At 50.2% G+C, this 25,013-nt stretch carries 21 protein-coding genes; 13 read left to right on the top strand and 8 right to left on the bottom strand.

Annotated elements, in window-relative coordinates; translation table 11 throughout:
• The first annotated feature begins 146 nt into the window (after nt 1–146).
• The 3 genes from rapZ (at nt 147) to mgtE (ending at nt 2,796) form a co-directional block, all read left to right on the top strand.
• The gene (rapZ, locus tag BV405_RS12720) at nt 147–1,010 is read left to right on the top strand and encodes an RNase adapter RapZ (RefSeq protein ID WP_086481274.1); all 864 of its coding nucleotides are present in this window, start codon (nt 147–149) and stop codon (nt 1,008–1,010) included.
• 14 nt (nt 1,011–1,024) lie between these two features.
• Nucleotides 1,025–1,309, top strand: a complete 285-nt coding sequence (locus BV405_RS12715) for an HPr family phosphocarrier protein (RefSeq protein ID WP_086481273.1) — start codon at nt 1,025–1,027, stop codon at nt 1,307–1,309.
• A 131-nt stretch (nt 1,310–1,440) separates the two neighbouring features.
• Nucleotides 1,441–2,796 carry a magnesium transporter gene (gene mgtE / locus BV405_RS12710; RefSeq protein ID WP_086481272.1) on the top strand — a complete coding sequence of 452 codons (1,356 nt, stop codon included), beginning with the start codon at nt 1,441–1,443 and terminating at the stop codon, nt 2,794–2,796.
• 159 nt (nt 2,797–2,955) lie between these two features.
• On the opposite strand, the gene pmbA is transcribed toward mgtE, so the two are convergent.
• On the bottom strand, nt 2,956–4,326 hold the full coding sequence (gene pmbA / locus BV405_RS12705; RefSeq protein WP_086481271.1) for a metalloprotease PmbA: 1,371 nt from the start codon (nt 4,324–4,326) through the stop codon (nt 2,956–2,958).
• Nucleotides 4,327–4,461: 135 nt separating this feature from the next.
• Between pmbA and yjgA the strand changes: the two genes are divergently transcribed.
• Nucleotides 4,462–4,977, top strand: coding sequence for a ribosome biogenesis factor YjgA (gene yjgA / locus BV405_RS12700; protein WP_086481270.1), 516 nt, complete (start codon nt 4,462–4,464; stop codon nt 4,975–4,977).
• A gap of 102 nt (nt 4,978–5,079) precedes the next feature.
• On the opposite strand, the gene tldD is transcribed toward yjgA, so the two are convergent.
• The 7 genes from tldD to BV405_RS12665 all read right to left on the bottom strand — a co-directional run bounded on the left by tldD (nt 5,080) and on the right by BV405_RS12665 (nt 15,413).
• Nucleotides 5,080–6,513, bottom strand: a complete 1,434-nt coding sequence (tldD, locus tag BV405_RS12695) for a metalloprotease TldD (protein WP_086481269.1) — start codon at nt 6,511–6,513, stop codon at nt 5,080–5,082.
• Between the two features lie 20 nt (nt 6,514–6,533).
• Nucleotides 6,534–10,475, bottom strand: coding sequence for a YhdP family protein (locus BV405_RS12690; RefSeq protein ID WP_086481268.1), 3,942 nt, complete (start codon nt 10,473–10,475; stop codon nt 6,534–6,536).
• A 135-nt stretch (nt 10,476–10,610) separates the two neighbouring features.
• Nucleotides 10,611–12,074 (bottom strand): ribonuclease G, encoded by a 1,464-nt coding sequence (gene rng, locus BV405_RS12685; protein WP_086481267.1) that lies wholly within the window; start codon nt 12,072–12,074, stop codon nt 10,611–10,613.
• A gap of 64 nt (nt 12,075–12,138) precedes the next feature.
• Nucleotides 12,139–12,738, bottom strand: a complete 600-nt coding sequence (locus tag BV405_RS12680; RefSeq protein WP_086481266.1) for a Maf family protein — start codon at nt 12,736–12,738, stop codon at nt 12,139–12,141.
• Nucleotides 12,739–12,839: 101 nt separating this feature from the next.
• On the bottom strand, nt 12,840–13,304 hold the full coding sequence (gene mreD, locus BV405_RS12675) for a rod shape-determining protein MreD (protein WP_245832319.1): 465 nt from the start codon (nt 13,302–13,304) through the stop codon (nt 12,840–12,842).
• A gap of 1 nt (nt 13,305) precedes the next feature.
• Nucleotides 13,306–14,187: a rod shape-determining protein MreC gene (mreC, locus tag BV405_RS12670; protein WP_086481264.1), complete on the bottom strand. Its 882-nt coding sequence runs from the start codon at nt 14,185–14,187 to the stop codon at nt 13,306–13,308.
• A gap of 185 nt (nt 14,188–14,372) precedes the next feature.
• Nucleotides 14,373–15,413, bottom strand: coding sequence for a rod shape-determining protein (locus tag BV405_RS12665; protein ID WP_086481263.1), 1,041 nt, complete (start codon nt 15,411–15,413; stop codon nt 14,373–14,375).
• A gap of 243 nt (nt 15,414–15,656) precedes the next feature.
• Here BV405_RS12665 and gatC point away from each other — a divergent pair, with 243 nt between their 5' ends.
• The 9 genes from gatC (at nt 15,657) to BV405_RS12625 (ending at nt 24,994) form a co-directional block, all read left to right on the top strand.
• Complete coding sequence (gene gatC / locus BV405_RS12660) at nt 15,657–15,944, top strand: Asp-tRNA(Asn)/Glu-tRNA(Gln) amidotransferase subunit GatC (protein WP_086481262.1); 288 nt, start codon at nt 15,657–15,659, stop codon at nt 15,942–15,944.
• 137 nt (nt 15,945–16,081) lie between these two features.
• Nucleotides 16,082–17,536 (top strand): Asp-tRNA(Asn)/Glu-tRNA(Gln) amidotransferase subunit GatA, encoded by a 1,455-nt coding sequence (gatA, locus tag BV405_RS12655; RefSeq protein WP_086481261.1) that lies wholly within the window; start codon nt 16,082–16,084, stop codon nt 17,534–17,536.
• A 73-nt stretch (nt 17,537–17,609) separates the two neighbouring features.
• Complete coding sequence (gene gatB, locus BV405_RS12650) at nt 17,610–19,055, top strand: Asp-tRNA(Asn)/Glu-tRNA(Gln) amidotransferase subunit GatB (protein ID WP_086481260.1); 1,446 nt, start codon at nt 17,610–17,612, stop codon at nt 19,053–19,055.
• 423 nt (nt 19,056–19,478) lie between these two features.
• On the top strand, nt 19,479–20,669 hold the full coding sequence (gene proV, locus BV405_RS12645) for a glycine betaine/L-proline ABC transporter ATP-binding protein ProV (protein ID WP_086481259.1): 1,191 nt from the start codon (nt 19,479–19,481) through the stop codon (nt 20,667–20,669).
• A 24-nt stretch (nt 20,670–20,693) separates the two neighbouring features.
• Entirely contained in the window at nt 20,694–21,788 is a 1,095-nt protein-coding gene (proW, locus tag BV405_RS12640; RefSeq protein WP_086481258.1) for a glycine betaine/L-proline ABC transporter permease ProW, read from the top strand.
• Between the two features lie 124 nt (nt 21,789–21,912).
• The gene (proX, locus tag BV405_RS12635; protein ID WP_086481257.1) at nt 21,913–22,914 is read left to right on the top strand and encodes a glycine betaine/L-proline ABC transporter substrate-binding protein ProX; all 1,002 of its coding nucleotides are present in this window, start codon (nt 21,913–21,915) and stop codon (nt 22,912–22,914) included.
• Nucleotides 22,915–23,238: 324 nt separating this feature from the next.
• Nucleotides 23,239–23,487 (top strand): hypothetical protein, encoded by a 249-nt coding sequence (locus tag BV405_RS17795; RefSeq protein ID WP_217895654.1) that lies wholly within the window; start codon nt 23,239–23,241, stop codon nt 23,485–23,487.
• Nucleotides 23,412–24,278 carry an inorganic phosphate transporter gene (locus BV405_RS12630; protein ID WP_217895653.1) on the top strand — a complete coding sequence of 289 codons (867 nt, stop codon included), beginning with the start codon at nt 23,412–23,414 and terminating at the stop codon, nt 24,276–24,278. The genes BV405_RS17795 and BV405_RS12630 overlap by 76 nt, the downstream gene beginning before the upstream one ends.
• A gap of 20 nt (nt 24,279–24,298) precedes the next feature.
• On the top strand, nt 24,299–24,994 hold the full coding sequence (locus BV405_RS12625; protein ID WP_086481256.1) for a DUF47 domain-containing protein: 696 nt from the start codon (nt 24,299–24,301) through the stop codon (nt 24,992–24,994).
• The last annotated feature ends 19 nt before the right edge of the window (nt 24,995–25,013 follow it).

Raw genomic sequence — 25,013 nt, 5'->3', positions numbered from 1 at the left:
GATCGATAAGGTATCTGTGTCATACGCAAGACCTTATCGGGGGCTAAACTCAGTATATATATGTCCGCATCTCACTCATTTTGCGATGATTGCATCAATTAGTGAGTAGAGTATTGAGCACGCCAGAACAAACAAAGGGATGAAAAATGAAGCTGGTTATTATTAGTGGCAGATCCGGTTCCGGTAAAAGTATCGCCCTTCATGTCCTTGAAGACCTGGGCTACTTCGCTATCGACAACCTTCCGATTGGTCTCCTCAGCCAGCTTCCCGCCAACCTTCCCGGTTCAAATAGTCTGGTTGCCGTGAGTATCGATGCCAGAAATATTGTCACTGATCCCCAGGGTATTCAGCCTCATTTTGAAAAGCTGAAAGCGGACGGGTACGATGCCCAAATCATTTATCTCGATTCCGATGATGGCACCCTGATTGACCGCTTTAACGCAACCAGACGTAAACACCCATTGTCTTCCGAAAAAGTTTCTTTAGCTGAAGCCTTGGTGCAGGAAGCAAACCTTCTGGAGCAGATTGCTGAGCAGTCAGATCTGAGAGTCGATACCAGTAACCTCAGCATCTACGACCTGAGGGAGATTATCACTCAACAACTGGAAAGCTCCTCTGCCAAAAAAAATGTTGCGATTCAGTTTCAATCTTTTGGCTTTAAGCGCGGTATTCCTAAGGACTGTGACTTCGTTTTTGATGTCCGTTGTTTGCCAAATCCATACTGGGAAGCACACCTCAGGGGCTACACGGGTCAGGATCAACCCGTAATCGACTTCCTGGAACAGGACTTCAGCGTGCGGGCTATGATTTCAGATATAGCAAGTTTCCTGGATAAATGGCTACCCAGTATTATTGCCAGCAGTCGCAGCTATATTACAGTAGGTATTGGCTGTACCGGCGGTCAACATCGCTCGGTATTTGTTGCCGAACAAATGGCGACCAAATTCAAGCATCAACATCCACAAACTCTGGTTCGACATAGAGACCTGAGCCTGGCGAACAAAGATTAAGGCAAACACCGGTTATGGCAGAGTTCACAGTGACGGTAAGTAATAACAAAGGCTTTCATCTACGCCCTGCGTCTAAACTTCTGCAGCTGGTGTCAGAGTTCGCCGATGCTCAAATTGTGATACATCACGATGAGTCCGGCCGGTCTGCAGATTGCCGTAATATGATGGCTCTGATGATGATGAGCTCTCCTCAGGGTACAGTATTTCGAGTTGAGATCGATGCCGAGAGCTCCCAGAAAGATGTGATTACAAAAGCCATTTCAGACCTTTTTGATCAGGGGTTTGGCGACGAAACCTAACGCTCCGTCTAACGAACGATGTCACCTGTTTGGTCATCCTGATAAAATCTGGTTAATATCAAAGCATTAGACCACGAAATACAGGCTCAGCAAGACGCACCCTCACGAAACCTTTAGCAGCACGGTAACCTATGGCCAGCGAAAATCAGGATATTCCTCCAATGCTTGAACGCCTGACCAACGCGATGGATTCAGGCTCTTTTGCGCAAGTGCGCAGGATGCTTAACCGTGGTTTACCGGCTCAGGATGTTGCTCACCTACTGGAATCCTCTCCGCCAAAAGAGCGGGACGTACTCTGGAACCTGATTGAACCTGAGTTTCAGGGTGAAGTGCTTCAGCACCTGGTCGATGATATTCAGGCGATCTACCTGAAGCGGATGAATCCGGAAGAGTTCCTGACCGCAACTGAAGGTCTGGATACCGATGACATTGCCGACCTCCTGCAGCAACTACCGGATACTCTGATTCAGGAAGTTCTGGTCTCTATGGATGCTCAGGACCGGCATCGCGTTGAAGCCGTACTTTCCTATCCGGAGGACACCGCCGGTGGCCTGATGAATACGGACACCATTACGGTACGTCCGGACATCAGCCTCGACGTTGTGATGCGTTATCTGCGCCGTCACGAGTCTCTGCCAGACTCAACTGACTCGGTTCTCGTCGTCAGCCGGGGTGATCATTTTATTGGCACCCTGCCGATTATCCGCCTTCTGGTATCCGATCCTTCAATCACTGTTCGTGAGGTCATGGATACAGACACCATTGTTATTCCTGCAGATATGCCGGACAGCGACGTTGCCAACCTGTTTGAGAAGTTCGACCTTATTTCTGCCCCCGTTGTTGATGATGAAGGTACCCTGCTGGGTCGTATCACCATTGATGACGTGGTTGACGTTATCCGGGAAGATGCGGACCACTCTCTGATGAGTATGGCCGGTCTGGATGAAGATGAAGATACCTTCTCGCCAGTACTGATCACGGCAAAACGTCGGGCTGTGTGGCTGGGTATTAACCTGCTAACTGCTTTTCTGGCATCAGCAGTTATCGGATTGTTTGACGCTACCATCGAGAAAGTGGTCGCGTTAGCAGTACTGATGCCTATCGTAGCCAGTATGGGCGGGATTGCCGGTAGTCAGACACTCACCGTTGTGATTCGCGGTATGGCCCTTGGTCATATCTCCTCCAGTAACACCCCCTGGCTGTTAAACAGAGAGTTTATCGTCGGCCTGATTAACGGCACCATCTGGGCCCTGGTCGTCGCAGGAGTGGCTATTCTCTGGTTTGACGACCTGATACTGGGCTTTATTATCGGCTCAGCGATTATTATCAACCTTCTGGTCGCAGTACTTGCCGGGGCAGCATTACCTCTGGCTCTGAAATGGATGAAGATTGATCCCGCGCTAGCCGGTAGCGTACTGCTGACGACAGTAACAGATGTCATCGGTTTTATGGCCTTTCTCGGACTGGCAACCGCTTTCTATCTTTGAGCCCCATGCCTTCCTGACTGCATAGAAATCCATCATCTTTAAACATAAAAGGCCGGATAGATATCTATCCGGCCTTTTATTTTACCGAGCCTGCTCAAGGGTGTTCTGGCCCATCTGACAGCAATAATCCCATCGGCATCCGCCAGGTTAAGTTAAGGGTTAAGCTCCAGCAATAGACATCTCTTCGATCAGAATCGACCCTGTTTGTGTATTACCGCGGGTATCCACATCAGAGCCAATCGCCAGAATATTCTTGAACATATCCTGCAGGTTTCCGGCAATGGTAATTTCGTGAACAGGATACTGGATCACGCCATTCTCAACCCAATAACCTGCTGCGCCACGGGAATAGTCGCCCGTTACCATATTAACCCCTTGCCCCATAAGTTCAGTCACCAGTAAACCGGTTCCCAACGTCTGAAGCATCTGTTCATAGCTCTCTCCGGTGGACGAAACCCTGAGGTTACGAGCACCACCAGCATTAGCTGTGGTTTCAAGTCCAAGCTTACGAGCAGAATATGAGCCCAGCATGTACTGCTGGAGAACACCATCTGCCACAAAGATATTATCCCGTGTCGCAACACCTTCCTGATCAAAAGGCGCACTGGCAACACCTGCTTTCAGATGTGGGTTTTCAAAAACAGAAACAAATTCAGGGAAAAGCTGCTTACCCAGTCGGTCTTTCAGAAAAGAAGCGTTACGGTAGAGACTACCACCACTAATGGCTCCCATCAGGTGCCCGAGCAACCCGGAAGCGATTTCTGCCGCAAAGAGCACAGGTACTTTACGGGTAGAAATCTTTTGCGGATTCATTCGCATTAGAGTACGTTCCGCAGCCTTCTGTCCTATCGCTTCAGGAGAACTTAACAGGTCCCACTGACGCTGACTGTCGTACCAATAGTCCCGCTGCATCTGATCACCTTCACCGGCAATCAATACACAGCTTGCAGAGTAGTTAGTGCCCCAAAGCTGTCCCTGAAAACCATGGCTGTTGGCGTACAAAGTGGTTCGCTCACTCGCATGAAAGCCTGCGCCATCAGAGTTTGTGATGCGACTATCTTCTCTGCCTACACTTTCACAGGCTAGGGACAAATCAACCAGCTGCTCAACATCAAAAGGCTTCGGATAATAAAGCTCAGGATCCTGCCAGGATTTTGCCATCAACTCGGCAGATGCCAATCCTGCAAAAGGGTCTTCTGCGGTATGTTCGGCAAATGCCAGAGCCATCTCAACTGCTTGTTCCAGAGCTTTATCGGTCAGATCAGTAACGGATACATGCCCCTTTCTCTGGCCTTTATAAACGGTCAGGGAAAGGCTTTGATCCTGATTAAACTCAACCGTCTCCACTTCCCCCATACGGGCATTAACAGATAAACCTCTACTAGCACCAATAGAAAGCTCCGCACTGGTTGCGCTTTTTTGTTTAGCAAGCCCCAGCACCTGATCAGCACAACGAGGCAGTTGTTCTTTCCAAGCCTGCATCTGCTCACTGAGTGCATCATTGGATTGTGAGGATGGCACCTGATTCATTGCAGATACTCCTGTAATTCATTAAACATAAAATTCAGATTTGTAATTAGCCTGCCGTACATGCCTAACCCGCGCCTGTCTTCAAGTGGTTCTGTGTTAAACTTGTCGCAAGTAACAACTGCACAAGTGAAGAAGATGACTGACGATATTCAAGAAGGCTACGAAGAGTACGAAGAAGGCCCCAGTAAAACCCAGATAAAACGCGAGATGAAGGCACTGCAGGAGATGGGAGCGAAGATTCTGTCTCTGAATGCAGAGCAGATAAAACAACTGCCGCTGTCCGACGAAATGCTGTCAGCCATCGACGAGTCCCGTCGTATTCGCTCTCATGAAGCGCAACGCCGTCACCTTCAGTATGTCGGCAAGATAATGCGCCGTGAAGATACTGAAGCGATTGCAGAAAAGATCGCTCTGTTCGATACCACAAGTGAGGCTTACAACCGCCAGTTCCACATGCTGGAGCATTGGCGTGATCGCCTGATTGCGGAAGGTGATGATGCGCTGAATGCTCTGATCGCGGAGAAACCGGAGACGGACCGTCAGATGATGCGCCAGCTGATCCGAACCGCTCAGAAAGAACTGAAGAACGGCAAGCCACCTGCTGCTGCCCGTAAGATTTTCCGCAGCCTGCGGGATATTTACGGACTATAAAATCCCTTCTCTCAGATGAAGAATCAGCAGGCCAAAAGTGGCCTGCTGAACTCCTGGTTTCAGAGCTTGAAGCTACTTTAAAGCAAGCCCCAGCGCTTTGAATCACTGACCCGTACCACCAACAGTCAGCTCATCAATCTTCAGAGATGGCTGCCCGACGCCCACAGGTACGCTCTGACCGTCTTTACCGCAAACACCTACACCATCATCCAATCTCAGATCATTACCGACCATAGAGACTTTTTGCATAGTTTCGGGTCCATTGCCAATAAGCGTTGCCCCCTTAATCGGGGCAGTTACCTTACCGTCTTCGATCAGGTAAGCCTCACTGGCAGAAAAAACAAACTTACCGGACGTAATATCAACCTGACCGCCGCCAAAATTAACCGCATAAATGCCTTTCTTCACACTGGCGATCAGCTCTTCCGGATTATGTTCACCCGGTAGCATGTAGGTGTTTGTCATACGCGGCATCGGCAGGTGGGCAAATGATTCCCGACGGCCGTTACCTGTCACGGACTGATTCATCAACCGAGCATTCATCTTATCCTGCATATAACCGACAAGACGTCCATTCTCGATCAGGGTGGTGTTTTGTGTTGGTGTACCTTCATCATCAACCGACAGAGAACCCCGACGATCCGCTATCGTGCCATCATCAACAATAGTACACAGCGAAGATGCGACCTGTTCACCAATCCGTCCTGAGAAAGCAGAAGAGCCCTTGCGGTTAAAGTCACCTTCAAGACCATGACCTACGGCTTCATGAAGAAGTACTCCCGGCCAGCCTGAACCCAGAACAACCGGCATATTACCGGCAGGTGCATCAACCGCTTCAAGGTTAACCAAAGCCTGACGGACTGCTTCTTTTGCTGCAGATTCCGCCAATGATTTATCCATCAGGGTCTTTAGGCTGTAGCGCCCACCAGCACCTGCAGCACCACGTTCCTTACGGCCATTCTGTTCAACAATGACGCTGACATTTACCCGAACCAACGGGCGGATATCCGCTGCCAGTGTGCCATCACTGGCAACGACAAGAACCTGCTCAAAATTAGCAGAAAGCGAAGCCGTTACTTCTTTAACCCGAGAATCCGTTTCCCGCGCAATGGTGTCCGCCTGCTGAAGAATTGCCAATTTCTCTTCGGAACTGAGCGCCAGAATCGGATTATCCGGTACATAAAGCGGCTTAAAGTCCACTTTTCGAAGTGCTTCTACTTTACCGGACTTACCTTGGCGCACGATGCTTCTAGCGGCTTCTGCCGCCTGAGAAATCGCCAGACCGCTGATGTCACCGCTATAAGAAAATCCTGTTTTTTCACCGGAAACCGAGCGAACACCAACTCCGCGATCAGCACTGTAACCGGCATCCTTCACAATGCCCTCTTCCAGGACCCAACTTTCACTCATCGATTGCTGAAAGTAGAGATCAGCAAAGTCGATACCCGGTCCCATCGCTTCAGCCAGAAAATGATCCAGCTGGTTGATATCTACCTGACCGGGCAACAATAACTCCCGGGATACCTGTTCAATCATATCTTCTCTCTCAGAGCGGATCAGAACACCCGCTTCAGCTCAATTTGAGGTTTATCCCAATCACCCTTAATGGTATACGTCGCCTGTGTAAACTTATCAAACAGATTACCAAACACCTTCTGGACGATATATATCGTACCGCCTATCTGAGGTGCACCAGCCAAGATCGCAGCCAGTGGCAAAGTTTCTCCAACAGGAAGAGTTACAACCATTTCCTGGTCAAATTGTTCATCGACGAAGTCCAGTTGCCCTGTCATCTCAAACTTAGTTGCCGTTCCTTCAACCTTGATAGGCTGCTCAATTGTGCCTATGCCTTCTTTAATCACAACCAGACCGGTTACTTTGTCGTAGGATAAGCCTTTACCGGAAAGGTCGGAAAAATCAAGCTGAAGGCGACGAACTAAAGATTCGAAATTAAACAGGGACAACAGTTTTAATGCTGGCACCGATTGCACCTGTTCAAACGCCCCTTTTTCGAGACTGACACTGACTTGGCCATTCAAGGTCTCTGAAGCGACATCATGGGGTAACCCTTGCCAGTTCAACCTTAAAAAGGAGTCTGATTTTGAACTGGTTACCGCAGCCGGAACACCAAAAGCATCCTGTACATCTTTCAGGTTTCCGCCCTTCACATTTAATATTAGCGAAGTTTGAGCTTGTGTATTTTCATACTGCCCCGGAACCAACCAATCCAAAGCACCTGAAAAATGAACGCTGCCCTGCGATAAATTTCTCAAGCTCATCCGTCGAGATGCTCTATCAAACCGATAGCTGGCATCCAATTTTTTCCCGGAAACACCATACAGGACAAACTCGTCAACAGTGAGGTCAAAGTTTAACAAGGGAGACATAAAAATCTTTTCATATAGCTCTTTCTTGTCTGCTTTGCTCATGCTCTTCGATGCATCGGCGGTATCTGATGAATCGAGGAAGACCCGCTTCATATCAAGCTTAGCCAGCTCCGGTTTCAAAGAAATTTTTCCTTCGAACTGTTGGCTAACGAACTGAGCTTCTACAGAGCTGTTGCTAACTTCAGCATCTACGGTCAGATCTTTAATACCTACACTATTGTATTTAAGCAGATGCGTGAACAAGTGAAGTCTTAAACCCTGGTCTTCCTTTTTTGAGTCTGAGTCAGCGGTTTTTCCAGAGATTGAAACTGAGTTTGCCAGAGATTGCCGAGCAACTTCCTTCGCAGCAAAATCGAGCCAAGGCGCAGCTTCAAACTGATCGCGTCGAATATAAAGATCAGTCCTATTACTTGAGGTTAACAATGGTTTGGCATCCTTCGTTGCATCACCATACCAAACGCCAACGCCATAACCTGACTCACTACCACCCCAGATACCATGACTCAGAATTTGTCCCTCAGAACCTGAATCATCGTAGGCTACTGAAAAACGATTCGCCTCGGGTGCAAAGCTCATTTCCAGCATCAGGTTCTTCTGTGAATCAAGCGTCTTGCCAATAGGTTCAGGTAGACTGACCCCAACCCCATTCAGATCAGAACGAAGCTGCAACCGGCTTATCCGATCAAGATCGACACTAAACTCATAGCTGAGCAATCCGCTTAACCACGAAGAAAAGGGCATCGGCTGCCAACGATTAATGTCGGACATATTGGCCTTTCCAATACCGGACACAATCACAGCGCCACGGGTAATATCCGTATGAATAGAAAAGTCAGCTTTACCGCCAAGGAACTCAGCATTGCCTCGCTCCACGGATAAACCTTTATCGACATCATAGATAACCTTACCCTGAATGTTAGCAAGGGGCGTTGATAGCTCTGGAATTAAAAGCTGATTACCGTTTGTTAATACGGAAACCTGCCCATACCCCTTCCTGCCATCAACAGGAAAACTCAAATCAGTTTTAACCGACAAAGGCTTTCCGGTAAGTTGCCAGTCGTGAAGGGAGCCCGGTACAAGACCCTTTAGCGGAGTTTCGGTGAAAATCTGCCATCCCCACTCAGGGAAAACATTGCCCAACAAATTCAAACCGACAACACTGCCGACACCATCATCTCGAAGTGTAACTTCACCTTTTAATCGCCCATTAGCAAGATAGCTACCGGAGTTCAGGGTGACATCAAGCTCGGTACCATCCAGTCTTACCTGAGCATCCAGTGCCTCTGCCTGAGGCCAGTCCGGTAGAAACTTCAGCTCGCCTTCTTTTACGTCAAGCAATAAGAGCGTCGCAATCTGTCGCTCAGGGGATTCAGCCTCAAGATTTAGCGTACCGTCATAGACGAAGCCCCCCCGCTCGACGTTAGCCTGCTGAATGCTCTGACCCAGCCACTCGGTAAGGTTCTCCGGTACAATCAGATCAGGTACTAACTGAAGACCAAATGCTTCCTCAGCCTGTGTCAAACCGACATTAAGATAAAAGATGTCATCACTATCAGGAGGCTGAAGCAGATCAAACTCACCAGCAATTTCAGTGTCACCCTGATTCAGTTGTAGACCGACCCCATAAACTCTGAGAGCTTCGCCAATCTGCCAATGCACTTCACCCAATGCTTTATCGAACCACCAGCCCCCGCTATAGAGTTCCGGATACCCCATAAAGAACTCGTCGGAATGAAAGCGAATAAAGCCAGCTTCAGCATTACTTTGTACATAGCCACTAACATTACGCAGTATTGGAGCACCGTAATAAGCATCAACACTGACCGATTCCAGCTCTGTCTTAAGAAGAAAGCCATCTTTGACCGATTTTGTGGCTGTCACATTATGAAGTTGACCAATGGGTTTTAAACGAACCAGAGCGTCGCGGGCTTTTTCAGGCAACCCCGGCCATTCAAGCAAGGTCTCACTGAGCTGCTTTAGTTCAAGATTAGAGACCTGTACCTGCCAATCATGATCAGATGATTTCGCGGTAATTTGCTCAAATTCAAAAGGCCGCTCCTGAAGAGTGAATAGCAAACGATCAGCGATTAACTCCCAACCCTCTGTGCCACGTTGCCAGAAAAGTGTCGAATTAAGATCAGAGACACGAACCTCTGGCTGATTCGGCAAGGTCAGTTTTAAAGACGCATCTTTCAGGTCACCCTTTAAACTTTTTAGCCTGCCACCCTGCCAACTGCTCCAGATCTCGATACCAGCACTTAGCTCAGGCAGCTCAAAAGGCATCAGATGAGCCACTTTTTCCAGCCAAGAGCTTAAAGATTGCGAATCAGCCTGCAGATAAAGGTCAACTTTCAGAGATGACTGATCAAAGGGATCACCGCTGACTTCCATAATAAATGCAATCTGCTGTGGTGAACTTGGATCCAGTTGCAACTGTCCCTGAAGTCGCTGACGTCCACCGACTTCATACACTTCCAGACGTCGACTATAAGCGCGATATTCACGGCCGTACTGGTCGTTAAGTTCCAGCCAGACATGTTCCATCTTGAGGTGTTGCTGTCTTAACAGAAACTGCAGCAGACGGGTAATAGGTGCCACATCCTCGCGGATTTTATCCCGGCTTCTACGAGAAATTGACGGAGTATCCTCTCCCTTATCTGCAGGGGTTACCTCTGAGACAGCTGAATTCCAGCCATTCATATACCAGGAAGAGTCTGCGTCCTGCTGCAGACGCAATGTTACCCCCTGGATAGAAGCCTGACGAATAACCGGGAATTGGTAGCGAAAAGAACTGAAACTATCCAGCTCAAGGCTGAAATTCCGAACTTCAATAGCGGGTTTAATATCATCTGATGGATCAACTTGCGGTGCATAAACTTCGATCTGATCTAAACGGATATATGGATCAAAATCATTCCACTGACCATCAAGCTGATCAATTTGTAAATTGATCGCCAACTGATCATTTGCCCACAGCACCAGATCATCACGATAGTTTTCGAGTAATGGAAAGAAGTAGCGGCCAATACTGACATACATCGCCAGCACAACCACGATAGGAAGAACCAACCAGATAATACTGTGGTTAAAGATATGCCGGGGCAAAGACATTAATAAAACCGTATCCGGCAATCAATTAAAGCAGAAAATAGAAACACGCACGTCACTCTGAAGCAGATCAACCTGAAACATCCCCCCGAGCTTCGGACAGAGCTCTGCACAAAGCCACAGGGATAGCGTTACAAATTAGAGCAGAACAATATCGAACTGTTCCTGACTATAGAGGGTTTCCACCTGAAACTTAATGGTTTTGTTAATAAAGAGTTCCAAATCAGCAACACTGGCCGACTCCTCATCAAGCAGACGATCAACAACCGGCTGAGCAGCAAGCACCAGATAGGTATCCGAACCGTAAGCCCGCTCTTCCCGCAGAATTTCACGGAAAATTTCATAACACACCGTCTCCGGTGTCTTTAGTGTGCCTCGGGCTTCACAAGTCGGGCACGGCTCACACATCACCTGCTCAAGACTTTCCCGAGTACGCTTACGGGTCATCTGGACCAAACCCAACTCAGTCACGCCGGTGAGTTTGGTTTTGGCGTGATCGCGCTCCAGGTTTTTCTCCAGCAGGCGCAGAACCTGACGCTGATGCTCCGGATCTTCCATATCAATGAAATCCAGAATGATAATACCACCCAGATTACGCAGACGAAGCTGACGAACAATTGCTGTAGCTGCCTCAAGGTTTGTCTTGAAGATGGTTTCTTCCAGATTCCGATGACCAACAAATGCACCTGTATTCACATCGATTGTAGTCATGGCTTCGGTCTGATCTATCACCAGATAACCGCCGGATTTCAGCTGAACCTTACGGCCCAGCGCCTTCTGGATCTCATCCTCAACGCCGTAAAGATCAAAAATCGGCCGCTCCCCCGGGTAATACTCCACCTTATTCTCAAGGCTGGGAACAAACTCCTGAACAAACTCTTTCAGCTTGGTGAAGTTCTCACGGGAGTCGATACGGATCTTTTCAATTTCCGGACGGACAAAGTCCCGCATGGTACGCATAAAGAGCGGCAAATCTTCATAAATGATGCTCTTATTTTTTGCCCCCTTACAGCGACGTTCAACAGCTCCCCAGAGACGATAAAGAAAGTGAGTATCAGCAAGAATCTCCTCCTCACCAAAACCTTCCGCTGCGGTTCGGATAATAAATCCACCTTGCTTATCAGCTCCCTCGGGCTCAACACTTTCTACAATATTTCGCAGACGCTCACGCTCCACTTCATCTTCAATACGCTGAGAAACACCTGTGTGAGGCGTATGAGGCATATAAACCAGATAACGAGAAGGGATCGATAGATGTGTGGTCAGGCGAGCGCCTTTGGTACCGATAGGCTCTTTGGTTACCTGAACAATCAGCGACTGGCCTTCATGCAGTAACGAGCTAATGCTTTCAACTTCTGCACCATTCGGACGATTCGCGGGAACGACATCGGCGGCATGGATAAAAGCCGCCCGTTCAAGTCCAATATCAACAAATGCCGCCTGCATGCCCGGAAGAACACGCACAACCTTACCCTTGTAGATATTACCGACGATGCCACGGCGGCGGGTACGCTCAATATACACTTCCTGAAGCACACCGTTTTCCACAACGGCAACACGGGTTTCCATCGGTGTAATATTGATCAAAATCTCTTCGCTCATCGCCTCTCCCCCTGCGATAAATCTAATCCGGCCCGAACCGATGACTCTTTAGTAAAAATTCTGGCTATGAAGGTTCGAGCACTCGAATACCAAATTGTTTCAAAAGGTCCGCCGTTTCAAACAGAGGCAAACCGACAACATTGCTGTAACTACCGGAAACGGAGCGAACAAAGACAGCAGCTAACCCCTGAATGCCATATCCACCTGCTTTATCGAACGGCTCTCCGGTATCACAATAGGCGTGACACTCTGCTTCACTCAGGGCTCTGAAAGAAACATCAGTCACACTGATAATTGACCGGACACGGTTGTGCTGACAAACAGCAACACCTGTCATCACCTGATGAGTCTTACCGGAAAGCTGCATCAGCATATCAACAGCCTGGCGACGATCCCGGGGTTTACCTAAAATCTTCCCATTAAAGACAACCGAGGTGTCTGAGCCCAATACAGGCAGATCTGTTCCAGATCGCTTCTGTCCTGCTAAGGCCTTCTGTTCAGCCAAACGCATCACATAGGAAGGGGCTGACTCACCGGGTAAAACACTTTCATCTAGGTCAACCGGATACTTCAGACAATCCAAACCAATTTGTTTCAGCAGGGCTTCCCGGCGCGGAGATGCAGAGGCCAGACAAAGATCATAAGAGATATCGTTATTTTGCATCTATTAGACTTTTCTTTTAATTGAATATCTTAATCAGCCTAATATAGCGCAGGCTGAGTGCATCGAAGTTACAGACTTATTGTCGGTAAAACCGAAGCCACTTAATGAATCTGGAAGCGACGTCTTATCGTACGCATGCCGATAAAGAACCATGGCCAAAGCACCATACTCGTAATCGCGGGCAGCAAAAACGCCAGGGTATCCGCAGCCACACTGGTCAGATTCTGAACCCACTGGAAAATAAGCAGGCTGATACTGATCAAAAGCCCTACCATCATGGCCTGCTGCAAAGCGCCATAGTTTCGCATTCTCTGAAAAAGCAGCAGCGAAATATAGGCGATGACGGACATTGCCAGAGCATTCTGCCCCAGCAGAGAACCATCAAGCAGGTCCATGCACAAGCCAAGGAAAAAACCGGCTAACACACCAATACGGTGAGGAAGAGCGATACACCAGTAGATCAAAACCATGGTCGCCCATTCAGGCTGGACCCAGAGAAAAGCATCCGGCAGAGGCATCGCAGCCAATAAAAGAGCAAATACGAAGGTAAAAAGAATGATCCCCATATCAGTTTTGCTCCTCTTTTTTATCCCCATCGACAACGGCTGCGTTTTCTTCCGAACCCGGATCTTCTGTTACATCCTGAGGGTTCAGCATCAGCACATAGCGGCTTCTTTCCAACTGAGCCAACGGTCTGGCAGACACCGATGCGAAAGGCTTGCCCGGCTCATGTCGAACACGACTTACTTCCGCAACCGGATAGCCTTTAGGGAAGCGATCCGCAAGACCTGAGGTCACCAGCAGATCACCTTCTTTGATATCTGCAGTGTCCGGAACATGACTTAATGTCAGCTCATCGATATTGCCCGAGCCGATAGCAATCACTCTGAAACCATTGCGGTTAATAAGAACCGGCACAGCATGAGCAGTATCCGCTGCCAGAAGAACGCGACAGGTATAAGCGCTGACCGATACCACCTGTCCCATCAGCCCCAATGCATCCACAACCGCCTGACCTTCATAGACACCATCATTGCGGCCACGGTTAACCAGCACCTGATGAGTAAAAGCATCCGCATCAAGTCCGATTACTTCACCAAGCAGGAAACTATCTTTGAAAGGTTTCTGCGCATTGAGCAATTCGCGTAAACGCAGGTTTTCTGCGATCAGGTAAGCCATACGCTGGTTCTTGCTGGATAGCTGAAGCGCCTGCTCTTTCAGCAAAGCATTTTCATCGAGAAGCGCGTTACGATCTGAAAAGGTTGTTGCGCCCCAGGACCAAAGCCTGCTGGGAAGATCTACCGCCCACTGCAAAGGTGTCACAGCAACGGTAAGAACGGAACGAACCTGATCCATGTGCTGATAACGATAATCAGAGAACATCAGCACCAGTGACAGTACAAGACAAGCCAATAATCGAAGCCCTAATGAAGGGCCCTTAACAAACAAAGGGTTAATCGCAGCCTCCTTAAGCCTGTTACTTGTCCAAAGCAGTCTGGTCCGGCATTGAATGACCGATATAAGCGCCAGTTCAATGTAAGGGTGGGAGTTAAATTTAGGGAAGAGTAAACAAAAAAATGGCGGTATTCAAACCGCCATTCTCTTCAGCTGTGATTTAGGTCACTTGCCGGTGTTTAACCTTCTGTAGAAAGCAGGTCAAACGTATGCTGATCGATCATTTCAAGAGCACGACCACCACCACGGGCCACACAGGTCAGAGGCTCTTCAGCAATGATAACTGGCAAACCAGTCTCTTCTGCGATCAGCTTATCGATATCACGCAGCAGAGCACCACCACCGGTCAGAACCAGACCACGCTCAGCGATATCAGAAGCCAGTTCCGGCGGAGACTGCTCAAGGGCACTCTTCACTGCCTGAACAATAGCAGACAGAGGCTCCTGCAGCGCTTCAAGAATCTCATTAGAGTTCAGGGTAAAGCTACGCGGAATACCTTCCGCCAGATTACGACCACGCACATCGATCTCACGCAGCTCGCTGCCCGGATACGCGCAACCGATCTCTTCTTTGATGCGCTCAGCCGTCGCTTCACCAATCAGGCTACCATAGTGACGACGCACATAAGATACGATCGCCTCATCAAAACGGTCACCGCCCACACGAACAGACTGTGCGTATACCACACCATTCAGGGAGATAATCGCGATCTCTGTGGTACCACCACCGATATCAACAACCATGGAACCGTTCGCTTCCTCAACAGGAAGACCGGCACCGATTGCAGCAGCCATAGGCTCTTCAATCAGGAACACTTCACGGGCACCCGCACCCATCGCCGATTCACGAATCGCACGACGCTCAACCTGAGTTGACATGCAAGGCACACAAACCAGAACACGAGGGCTAGGAGTCAGAAAGCTATTTTCATGCACTTTATTGATAAAGTGCTGCAGCATCTTCTCAGTGACGTGGAAGTCTGCAATCACACCATCTTTCATCGGACGGATGGCGGTGATGTTACCGGGTGTACGACCCAGCATGCGCTTGGCGTCCAGGCCAACTGCAGCGACAGTGCGCTGATTTCCATGATGACGGATTGCCACAACTGATGGCTCATCCAGAACTACACCGCGACCGCGAACGTAGATCAAAGTATTTGCTGTACCCAAGTCGATGGACAGATCGCTCGAAAACAGTCCTCTGAGTCGTTTAAACATGTGATTTTTTTCACCTAAATCCGATTTACCCTGTGCTGGCAGAACTCTATCAACCGCAGCCCCCTACGGCAAGATACAAATGTGTCAGCGGTGCGGAAATATGTTAAATTGCGCGCCTATTTTGTTATTTAACCCAATCAAAATCACGCCATCGCCACTTTGTCTTCTGCAGCACTTTTATCCCTGCGGCAAAACAAAGAGCCTAGGCTGATTAATGGTTCAATCAGGGCAGGAAGAAACATCATGGCTCTAGAAAGATCCGATGTTGAAAAAGTAGCGCACCTGGCGCGACTCAAAATCGAAGAAAACGATATCCCGGAATATACCCGTAATCTGACCAGCATTTTAGAACTGGTTAACCAGATGCAAGCGGTTGATATCGAAGGTACAGATCCTCTGGCACACCCGTTGGATGCAACCCAGCGCCTGCGCCATGACGAAGTGACTGAAAGCGACCAGCGCGAGCACTTCCAGCAGAATGCGCCAGCGAAAGAAGCCGGCCTGTTCCTGGTACCGAAAGTTATTGAGTGATCCTTGTCCGGAGACACAGCTCTCTCGACAACTCTGAAATACGACTCTTTCTTCTGAAGTCATTATAAAAATGGCAACCCGACGCCAGGACTCCGGAAGAGCGGTATAGAAAACCGTAGCAAAGGATTTTATCCCCCATGCATAACAAGACTATCGCTGAACTTGCCAAAGGTCTTGCCGACGGTGAATTTTCCAGCGTCGAACTGACCCGCCACTTCCTGGGCCGCATTGATGCTCTGGACAGCCAGTACAACAGCTTTATTACTGTGACCCCCGAACAGGCACTGGCACAGGCCGAAGCAGCTGATGCTACACGCGCTGCCGGTAACGCCAAAACCCTGACCGGCATCCCGATTGCACACAAAGATATCTTCTGCACCAACGGCGTGCTGACCACTTGCGCATCGAAAATGCTGTCTAACTTTATCGCACCTTACGATGCCACCGTGGTTGAAAAATTTAATGCCACCGGCATGGTTTCTCTGGGTAAAACCAACATGGACGAGTTCGCGATGGGCTCCTCCAACGAGAACAGCTTCTTCGGCGCGGTGAAAAACCCTTGGGATACCAATGCAGTTCCCGGTGGTTCATCCGGTGGTTCCGCAGCAGCTGTTGCTGCACGCCTGGCTCCGGGCGCAACCGGCACCGACACCGGCGGCTCTATCCGCCAGCCTGCAGCGTTCTGCGGTATCACAGGCCTTAAGCCAACTTATGGCCGCGTTTCCCGCTGGGGCATGATCGCTTACGCATCCAGTCTGGATCAGGGCGGCCCTATGGCGCGCACTGCTGAAGACTGCGCTCTGCTTCTGAACGAGATGGCAGGTTTCGATCCAAAAGACTCTACCTCCCTGAAGAAAGCCGTTCCGGATTACACCGCCGATCTGAACCAACCGTTAAGTGGCCTGCGTATCGGTCTGCCAAAAGAGTACTTCGGTAAAGAGCTGTCTGCCGAGATGTCAGAAGCCATCATGGCTGCAGTAAAAGAGTTTGAAAAACTGGGCGCAACGGTACAGGAGATCAGCCTGCCGAACACCATGCTGGCGATCCCGTCCTACTACATTATTGCTCCTGCTGAAGCCTCCTCTAACCTGTCTCGTTTTGACGGTGTTCGTTATGGTTATCGCTGTGACAACCCGGAAAATCTGGAAGATCTGTACAAGCGCTCCCGTGGTGAAGGCTTCGGTAAAGAAGTTCAGCGCCGTATTCTGGTGGGCACTTACGCACTTTCTGAAGGCTACTACGACGCTTACTACCGAAAGGCTCAACGTATCCGCCGCCTGATCCAGCAGGATTTCCTGAATGCGTTTAACGAAGTTGACCTGATTATGGGCCCAACAACGCCAACAGCCGCATTCGATCTGGGCAGCAACACCGACGATCCGGTACAGATGTACATGGAAGATATTTACACCCTGGCGGTTAACCTTGCCGGTCTGCCGGGTATCTCGGTACCTGCAGGACTGATCAACGGTCGTCCGGTAGGTCTGCAGATTCTGGCGGGACACTTTAAAGAGTCCCAGTTGCTGAACGCAGCACACCAGTTCCAGACTGCAACCAACTGGCACCAGCTGGCACCCAACGCCGGTCAGTGATCGCTCACAACAAACAGTGACATCACGCTAAAAGCGAACCGTATTCAGACCTGTATATAGAGGTAAAAGTATTATGGAATGGGAAGCAGTCATCGGGCTTGAGATTCACGTTCAGCTCGCCACCCAGTCTAAGATTTTCTCCGGCGCCAGCATCGCTTTTGGTGCTGAGCCAAACACCCAGGCCTGCGCCGTTGACCTGGGCCTGCCGGGCATTCTGCCGGTACTGAACGAAAAAGCCGTTGAGATGGCGGTTAAGTTCGGTCTGGGCGTTGAAGCCGAGATCGGCATGAAGTCTGTTTTTGAGCGTAAAAACTACTTCTACCCGGATCTGCCAAAAGGTTACCAGACCACTCAGAACGATCTGCCAATCGTAGGTCCCGGCATCATCGAAGTGGAACCGGAAGAGGGCAAAATCCGCCAGATCCGCATCCACCACGCGCACCTGGAAGAAGATGCCGGTAAATCTCTGCACGAAGACTTCCATGGCATGACAGGAATCGACCTGAACCGTGCCGGTACGCCGCTGCTGGAGATCGTTTCCGAGCCGGATATGCGCTCTGCCAAAGAAGCGATCGCCTACATCAAGGCGATTCACAGCATCGTGACCTATCTGGGCATTTCTGACGGCAACATGGCCGAAGGCTCCATGCGCTGCGACGCCAACGTTTCTGTTCGTCTGAAAGGTGAAGAGAAATACGGCACCCGAGCTGAGATTAAGAACATCAACTCGTTCAAGTTCATCGAAAAAGCGATCAATCATGAGATTGAGCGCCAGATCGAACTGATCGAAGATGGCGGCAAAGTGGTTCAGGAAACCCGCCTGTACGACGCCGACAAGAACGAAACCCGCTCCATGCGCAGCAAAGAAGAAGCGAACGATTACCGCTACTTCCCTTGCCCGGATCTGCTGCCAGTTGAACTGGATGAAGCTTATATCGAGCACATCCGCGCTGAAATGCCGGAACTGCCTAAACAGAAGAAGCAACGCTTTATCGACGAGCTGGGCCTGTCTTCTTACGATGCCGGTGTTCTGTCTGCAACCCGCCCGATGGCTGAGTACTTCGAGCAGGTTAAAGAGCGTTGCGGCGACGCCAAACTGGCTGCTAACTGGGTAATGGGCGAACTGTCCGGCCAGATGAACAAAGACGGTGTTGAGATCGAGCAAAGCCCGGTTTCTGCCGCCCAACTGGGTGACCTGATCAAGCGCGTGATGGATGACACCATCAACGGTAAGGCCGCCAAGCAGGTGTTTGCTGCTCTGTGGTCGGGCGAAGGTGCTTCTGCTGATGAAATCATCGAAGCCAAAGGCCTGAAACAGGTTACCGATACCGGTGCGATCGCAGCGGTGGTTGATGAGGTTCTGGCCAACAACCCGCAACAGGTTGAGCAGTATCAGGCTGCCCCTGAAGACAAACGCGGCAAGATGGTTGGTTTCTTTGTTGGCCAGGTGATGAAGGCCTCCAAAGGCACAGCAAACCCTCAGATGGTTAACCAACTGCTGAAAGAGAAGCTGGGTTAATTTAACCCTTTAGCTTTGCCCGAAAAGCACCGATGCTCAGGCATCGGTGCTTTTTTTATGTCTGCTTTTTGTCCACTCTTCTAAAACACATCCTTCAAGCCAGTCCTGACTTACCCACAAACCAACTGCACCCACCCCATTTGAATACACCACAAATCATTACAGCAAGATGCAAAACCTGTTAATAATCTGATCTCAAGATTTCAACGTAAAGCTAAAAAGCATAAAAATTGTGCAAAAACCGCCATCAAACAGAAATAAAACAGCCATTTACCATTTAAGACAAACCTTGTATGGTAAAAAACAAGATACAGCCATAAGAAAAACCAATCTCCAACGGGATCAATCAGAATAAAACCCCGCTATTTTGATTAGCCCTCTAATGGAATGACGTTAAACGACTCAGGACTCCGAAACAGATTTATGTCGGTAAAACTTGAAGTTCAGAATCTCTACAAAATCTTTGGCGAAAACCCGGCCAAAGCCCTCAAGCTGCTCGATCAGGGCGTCAACAAAGATGAGATCTTTGCCCAGACCGGGCAAACCGTTGGTGTTAAAGACGCCAGTCTCTCCATCAACGAAGGTGAAATCTTTGTCATCATGGGCCTCTCAGGCTCTGGCAAATCCACTCTGGTTCGCCTGCTGAACCGCCTGATTGAACCTACCCGCGGACACGTACTGATCGATGGCGAAGATATCGCCGCCATGAATGACGATCAGCTGCGGGAAGTCCGCCGCAAAAAGATCAGTATGGTGTTTCAGTCTTTCGCTCTTATGCCTCACATGAGCGTACTGGATAACGCTGCCTTTGGTCTGGAGCTGGCCGGTGAAGCCGTAGAATCCCGTCACGCCAAAGCCCGGGATGCACTGGATCAGGTTGGCCTTTCTGCCCACGCTGATTCTTATCCGGATGAATTGTCCGGCGGGATGCAGCAACGGGTTGGCCTAGCCCGCGCACTGGCCAATAACCCTGATGTGATGCTGATGGATGAGGCTTTTTCCGCGCTCGATCCACTGATCCGCACCGAAATGCAGGATGAACTCCTCAAGCTGCAGGCTGAACACCAGCGCACCATCGTCTTTATCTCCCACGATCTGGATGAAGCCATGCGCATTGGTGATCGCATCGCCATTATGCAGGGTGGCGAAGTGGTTCAGATCGGAACCCCGGATGAGATCCTCCACAACCCGGCCAACGACTATGTGCGATCTTTCTTTAAGGGCGTAGATGTCTCCAACGTCTTCAGCGCTAAAGATATTGCCCGCAAAACTCAGGTCACCATTGTTCGCAAGGATTCCAGTGAAGGCCTGCGCACCGGCCTGAAACTGCTGCAGGATAACGACCGTGATTACGGCTATGTGATCGACAAACTCGGTAAGTTTATCGGCGTTGTCTCCGTGGACTCCCTGAAGGATGTAATTCATACCGACCTCAAGCTTGAACAGGCACTTCTGACCGAACAGGAGCCCGTTCCCGCAGATACCTCCATCAGCGACCTCATCGGTCTAGTTGCTAAGACAGGATATGCCGTTCCGGTAGTCGATGAAGAAAGTAAGTATCTGGGCAATATCAGCAAGGCTCGCCTGCTGGAAACCCTTGACCGGGAAATATAAGCAGGAGCATCGGGAGACAAGATTATGAGTACAGAGAACAATCCTTTTGCGGCAGAGAATGAAAACACCGATGCCGATAATCCTTTCGCAAGTTCAGAGCCTGCAGACAACCCCTGGGGCAATGCAGAACGCTCATCAGAAGAGGTCACCAGCAGCGAAGCCTGGCTGAATGAAGATGTCGCCGAAGTGGTTCAGGATCAGGTATCCCTCGCAGATCCTTTTGCGCAAGCCTGGATTCCATTGGAAGGCTGGGTAGAAAACGCGCTGGAATGGGTTGTGGGCAACTTCCGGCCTTTCTTCAGTGCCATTAAAGCACCTGTGGATGCGACCCTGACCTCCATCGATACCCTGCTGAACTCAGCACACCCGTTTCTGATGATTGCCATCTTCGGCTTACTGGCCTGGCAGCTCGCCAATAAACGCCTAGCCATAGGAACTGTGATCAGTCTGATCATTCTGGGCGGTATCGGTGCCTGGAGCGAAGCGATGACCACACTATCGCTGGTGATCACCTCGGTCTTCTTCTGCACCCTGCTGGGCTTGCCTCTGGGTATCCTGATGGCGCGCAGCGAGAAGGTGAATCACATCCTGCGACCCACACTGGATGCGATGCAAACCACACCGGCTTTCGTTTACCTGGTTCCTATCGTCATGCTGTTTGGTATCGGTAATGTGCCCGGTGTTGTGGTGACCATTATCTTTGCCATGCCACCGATTATCCGCCTGACCAACCTGGGTATCCGTCAGGTGCCGGGGGATCTGATCGAAGCCGCCAACTCCTTTGGCGCTCATCCCCGCCAGATGCTGTTTAAAGTTCAGCTCCCACTGGCGATGCCCACCATCATGGCCGGAGTCAACCAGACTCTGATGCTGTGTCTTTCTATGGTGGTCATTGCCTCCATGATCTCAGTGGGCGGTTTAGGTCTCATGGTATTGCGCGGTATCGGCCGACTGGATATCGGTCTGGCAACCGTCGGTGGTGTCGGCATTGTGATTCTGGCGATCATCCTCGACCGCATGACTCAGGCTTTGGGTCAGGATGCCCGCAGCCGGGGTGTCCGCCACTGGTATGAAGCGGGCCCTGTAGGTATGGCACGCCGTCTGGCAGGCCGTAGCTAATCCGAAGCCTCAACCGAGAGGGCCTGGGGACAGAAGCATTAGGTCCAAGAGAATTAAATCCCGAAGCTGTTCCAACCCCGAACAGACGAAAATGAATATAAGAAGCAAAAATGGAGATGCACGAATGAAAACAATGAAGAAGAGTCTTTTAACCGCTCTGGCACTCAGCACCACCATCACCAGCGGCGCGGTAATGGCAGATGGCCACATGCCGGGTAAAGGCATCAAAGTTCAGGCGGTGCACAGCCCGATTGCTGAAGAAAAGTTCCAGACCGTTATCGTTAACAAGGCACTGGAAAAGCTGGGCTACGATGTTCAGCCGATTAAAGAAGTGGACTACAGCGCGGCTTATACCGCGATCGCCAATGGTGATATCACCTATATGGCAGTGAACTGGTTCCCACTACACAACGGTATGTATGCCAATGCTGGTGGCGATGACAAGTTCTACCGCAAAGGCACCTACATCAGTGGTGCCGCTCAGGGCTACCTGATCGATAAGAAAACCGCTGACAAATACGGCATCACCAAAATTACCGACCTGAAAGATCCTAAGCTGGCTAAGCTGTTTGATACCGATGGCGACGGCAAAGCAGACCTGACCGGCTGTCAGGCAGGTTGGGGCTGTGAAGGCGTGATCGAACACCAGCTGACCGAGTTCAAGCTGCGTGACTCCATCACTCACAAACAGGGCCAGTATGCAGCGATCATCTCCGACACTATCGCCCGTTATAACGATGGCGAGCCGGTGCTGTACTACACCTGGACACCTTACTGGGTATCCGGAAAACTGGTTCCGGGTAAAGATGTTGTTTGGCTGGAAGTACCTTACTCCGCAAACCCTAACGGCACCGATACCAAGCTGCCGAACGGCAAGAACTACGGTTTTGATATCAACTCCGAGCGCATCGTTGCGAACAAAGAGTGGGCTGAAGCTAACCCGGCTGCAGCAAAACTTTTCCAGATCATGAAACTGCCGATCAACGCGGTAAGTGCTGAAAACATGATGATCAGCAACGGTCAGGATTCTGTTAAAGATATCGAGCGTCACGCGGATCAGTGGATCAAAGCGAACCAGAAGAAGTTTGATCAGTGGATCAAGGTTGCTAAAAAAGCTGCTAAATAAGATCTGAGTGATTGCCGCCTGTTTCTGAACCCCACTGAAACAGGAGCTGCAGTTAACAGGGTATAGATGCCTCCACGTTTATATCCTGCCGTAACCCTCATCTTCGGATGAGGGTTTCTTTTTCCCGCTATGCTTTCCTCTGCATGACTCTCCCGACACCTTGAAGTCCACCTAAAACAAAACTCTCTGCTGAAAAAAGTTTTAATCCAGTCTAAAAACATTTCCCTGTTTTCAGTGCAGGTATCTGTCGCCTTGGTTACACTTAGCGCTGCTTTTCACCTATTGCTTATACAAGCTCTCTTTGTTTTCGAAACAGGCTAAGCCATGGAAAATGTTTGGTTTTTTATTATCTTCGCCGTTGTCATCGTCGTGCTGTTTGACTTCACTAACGGCTTTCACGATGCCTCCAATATGGTGGCATCGGTTATCGCCAGCCGGGCGATGACGCCTGCACAATCGGTACTGATTGTCGGTAGCTTCACCTTCTCGGCCCGGTTTTGGGGGGCACAGCAGTTGCCAATACCATCGGTAAGTTTGTCACTCTGGATGACCTACCCGCTCAACTCTCACTGACCGTGGTGATTTGCGGACTATTTGCGGCAACGGCCTGGAATTTCATCACCTGGTGGCGCGGCCTGCCCTCTTCGTCCTCCCACGCTTTAGTCGGCGGTTTAGCGGGCGTTGTCGTCGTTGCTGTTGGACCGGATCACGTGGTCTGGGGTTTCAGCCAACTCAGCGAAGGACACTTTACCGGTGTCACCAAGGTGTTACTGGCTCTGTTTCTGTCACCCTTAGCAGGATTCTGGTTTGGCTATATTCTGCACCGGATTTCACTGGTACTGCTGAGAGCAGCCAGCCCTCTGATCAACCGTGAACTGAGAGCAGCACAATGGATCTCCACTGCAGGCCTGTCCTTTGCCCACGGCGCTAACGATGCCCAGAAAAGCATGGGCATCCTGACTCTTTGTCTGCTGTTAAGCGGGCAGATCGACACCTTTGAAGTGCCCTTCTGGGTCATCGCGATCTGCGCCACAGCGATCACGTTAGGTACGGTGATGGGGGGCTGGAAAATTGTCCGCACGCTGGCCTTCTCTATCTATAAGATTCGACCACTTCATGCACTGAACTCTCAGATCACCTCCGGTGGCGTTGTATTTCTGGCGTCTATGATAGGCGCACCGGTTTCCACCACCCACGTGGTCTCCTCATCTATCATGGGTATTGGTGCCAGCGAGCGCCCCCATGCGGTACGCTGGAAAAAAGCCAAAGAGATCGCGATTACCTGGCTGCTCACCATTCCGGGCTCCGCCGTTGTCGCCATGCTGGCGTACGGATTTTTAAAACTTACCGGCCTTAGCGCCTGAACAGGGACAGAAGAACAACCATGACTGACCAGAAAACCAACACTCCTCTTCCTCAACAGGCTCAGCAAACCCGTCAGCTGGTAAAAAAACCGGGGCTGTTTCAACGGCTGATCAATCGCATGATTCCGACACCCGCTGACTTCTTTGGTCTGCTGGCAGAACAGAGCGCCATGGTGACAGAGACCCTGCGCAATCTGGATCTCTATATGCAGCACAGTGATATCCAGACAGCCAATATTCTGTCGGAAGATGAACACGCTGCCGACTCACTGAAAATCCGTAACCTGCACCAGCTCAACCGGGCGTTTTCCACCCCCATCGACCGGGAAGATATCTACCGCGCCATTGAGTCCCTCGACTGGATCATCACCCACTGTAAGAGCACCATCAACGAGCTGCTGGATCTGGACGTTGAACCGGACAGCCACATGCAGGCGATCTGCAAAGAGCTGCTTCAGGGTTCCGAAGCGCTTCAACAGGGCTTTGAAGCTTTGGCGGTTTATCCTGCTGCCGCAGAAGAAGCTGCTCATAACGCACGGCATTCTCATCGCAAGATTGAGCGCCTTTACCGCCACAGTCTGGCAGAACTGTTTCAGGGCGAGGTCACCACAGAGATGCTGAAAAAGCGCGAGATCTACCACCACCTGATGGATGGCTCCCGAAAACTGCACGCCGCAGCCAATGTGCTGCACGATATTATGGTGAAGCTGATCTGACGCAGGCCTTGTCTCCGGT

Source organism: Oceanospirillum sanctuarii (genome assembly GCF_002150805.1).
GTDB lineage: Bacteria > Pseudomonadota > Gammaproteobacteria > Pseudomonadales > Halomonadaceae > Oceanospirillum > Oceanospirillum sanctuarii.
Note: the sequence above shows the minus strand (reverse complement) of the source record. Positions and strands in the feature narration are given on the sequence as shown.

Coding starts and splice junctions, on each gene's coding strand:
- proX (WP_086481257.1), top strand. CDS start 21,913: ATGAAAACAATGAAGAAGAGTCTTTTAACCGCTCTGGCACTCAGCACC.
- yjgA (WP_086481270.1), top strand. CDS start 4,462: ATGACTGACGATATTCAAGAAGGCTACGAAGAGTACGAAGAAGGCCCC.
- rapZ (WP_086481274.1), top strand. CDS start 147: ATGAAGCTGGTTATTATTAGTGGCAGATCCGGTTCCGGTAAAAGTATC.
- BV405_RS12665 (WP_086481263.1), bottom strand. CDS start 15,413: ATGTTTAAACGACTCAGAGGACTGTTTTCGAGCGATCTGTCCATCGAC.
- BV405_RS12625 (WP_086481256.1), top strand. CDS start 24,299: ATGACTGACCAGAAAACCAACACTCCTCTTCCTCAACAGGCTCAGCAA.
- proV (WP_086481259.1), top strand. CDS start 19,479: ATGTCGGTAAAACTTGAAGTTCAGAATCTCTACAAAATCTTTGGCGAA.
- pmbA (WP_086481271.1), bottom strand. CDS start 4,326: ATGAATCAGGTGCCATCCTCACAATCCAATGATGCACTCAGTGAGCAG.
- tldD (WP_086481269.1), bottom strand. CDS start 6,513: ATGATTGAACAGGTATCCCGGGAGTTATTGTTGCCCGGTCAGGTAGAT.
- mreD (WP_245832319.1), bottom strand. CDS start 13,304: ATGGGGATCATTCTTTTTACCTTCGTATTTGCTCTTTTATTGGCTGCG.
- rng (WP_086481267.1), bottom strand. CDS start 12,074: ATGAGCGAAGAGATTTTGATCAATATTACACCGATGGAAACCCGTGTT.
- BV405_RS12690 (WP_086481268.1), bottom strand. CDS start 10,475: ATGTCTTTGCCCCGGCATATCTTTAACCACAGTATTATCTGGTTGGTT.
- mgtE (WP_086481272.1), top strand. CDS start 1,441: ATGGCCAGCGAAAATCAGGATATTCCTCCAATGCTTGAACGCCTGACC.
- BV405_RS12680 (WP_086481266.1), bottom strand. CDS start 12,738: ATGCAAAATAACGATATCTCTTATGATCTTTGTCTGGCCTCTGCATCT.
- gatB (WP_086481260.1), top strand. CDS start 17,610: ATGGAATGGGAAGCAGTCATCGGGCTTGAGATTCACGTTCAGCTCGCC.
- gatA (WP_086481261.1), top strand. CDS start 16,082: ATGCATAACAAGACTATCGCTGAACTTGCCAAAGGTCTTGCCGACGGT.
- BV405_RS12715 (WP_086481273.1), top strand. CDS start 1,025: ATGGCAGAGTTCACAGTGACGGTAAGTAATAACAAAGGCTTTCATCTA.
- proW (WP_086481258.1), top strand. CDS start 20,694: ATGAGTACAGAGAACAATCCTTTTGCGGCAGAGAATGAAAACACCGAT.
- gatC (WP_086481262.1), top strand. CDS start 15,657: ATGGCTCTAGAAAGATCCGATGTTGAAAAAGTAGCGCACCTGGCGCGA.
- BV405_RS17795 (WP_217895654.1), top strand. CDS start 23,239: ATGGAAAATGTTTGGTTTTTTATTATCTTCGCCGTTGTCATCGTCGTG.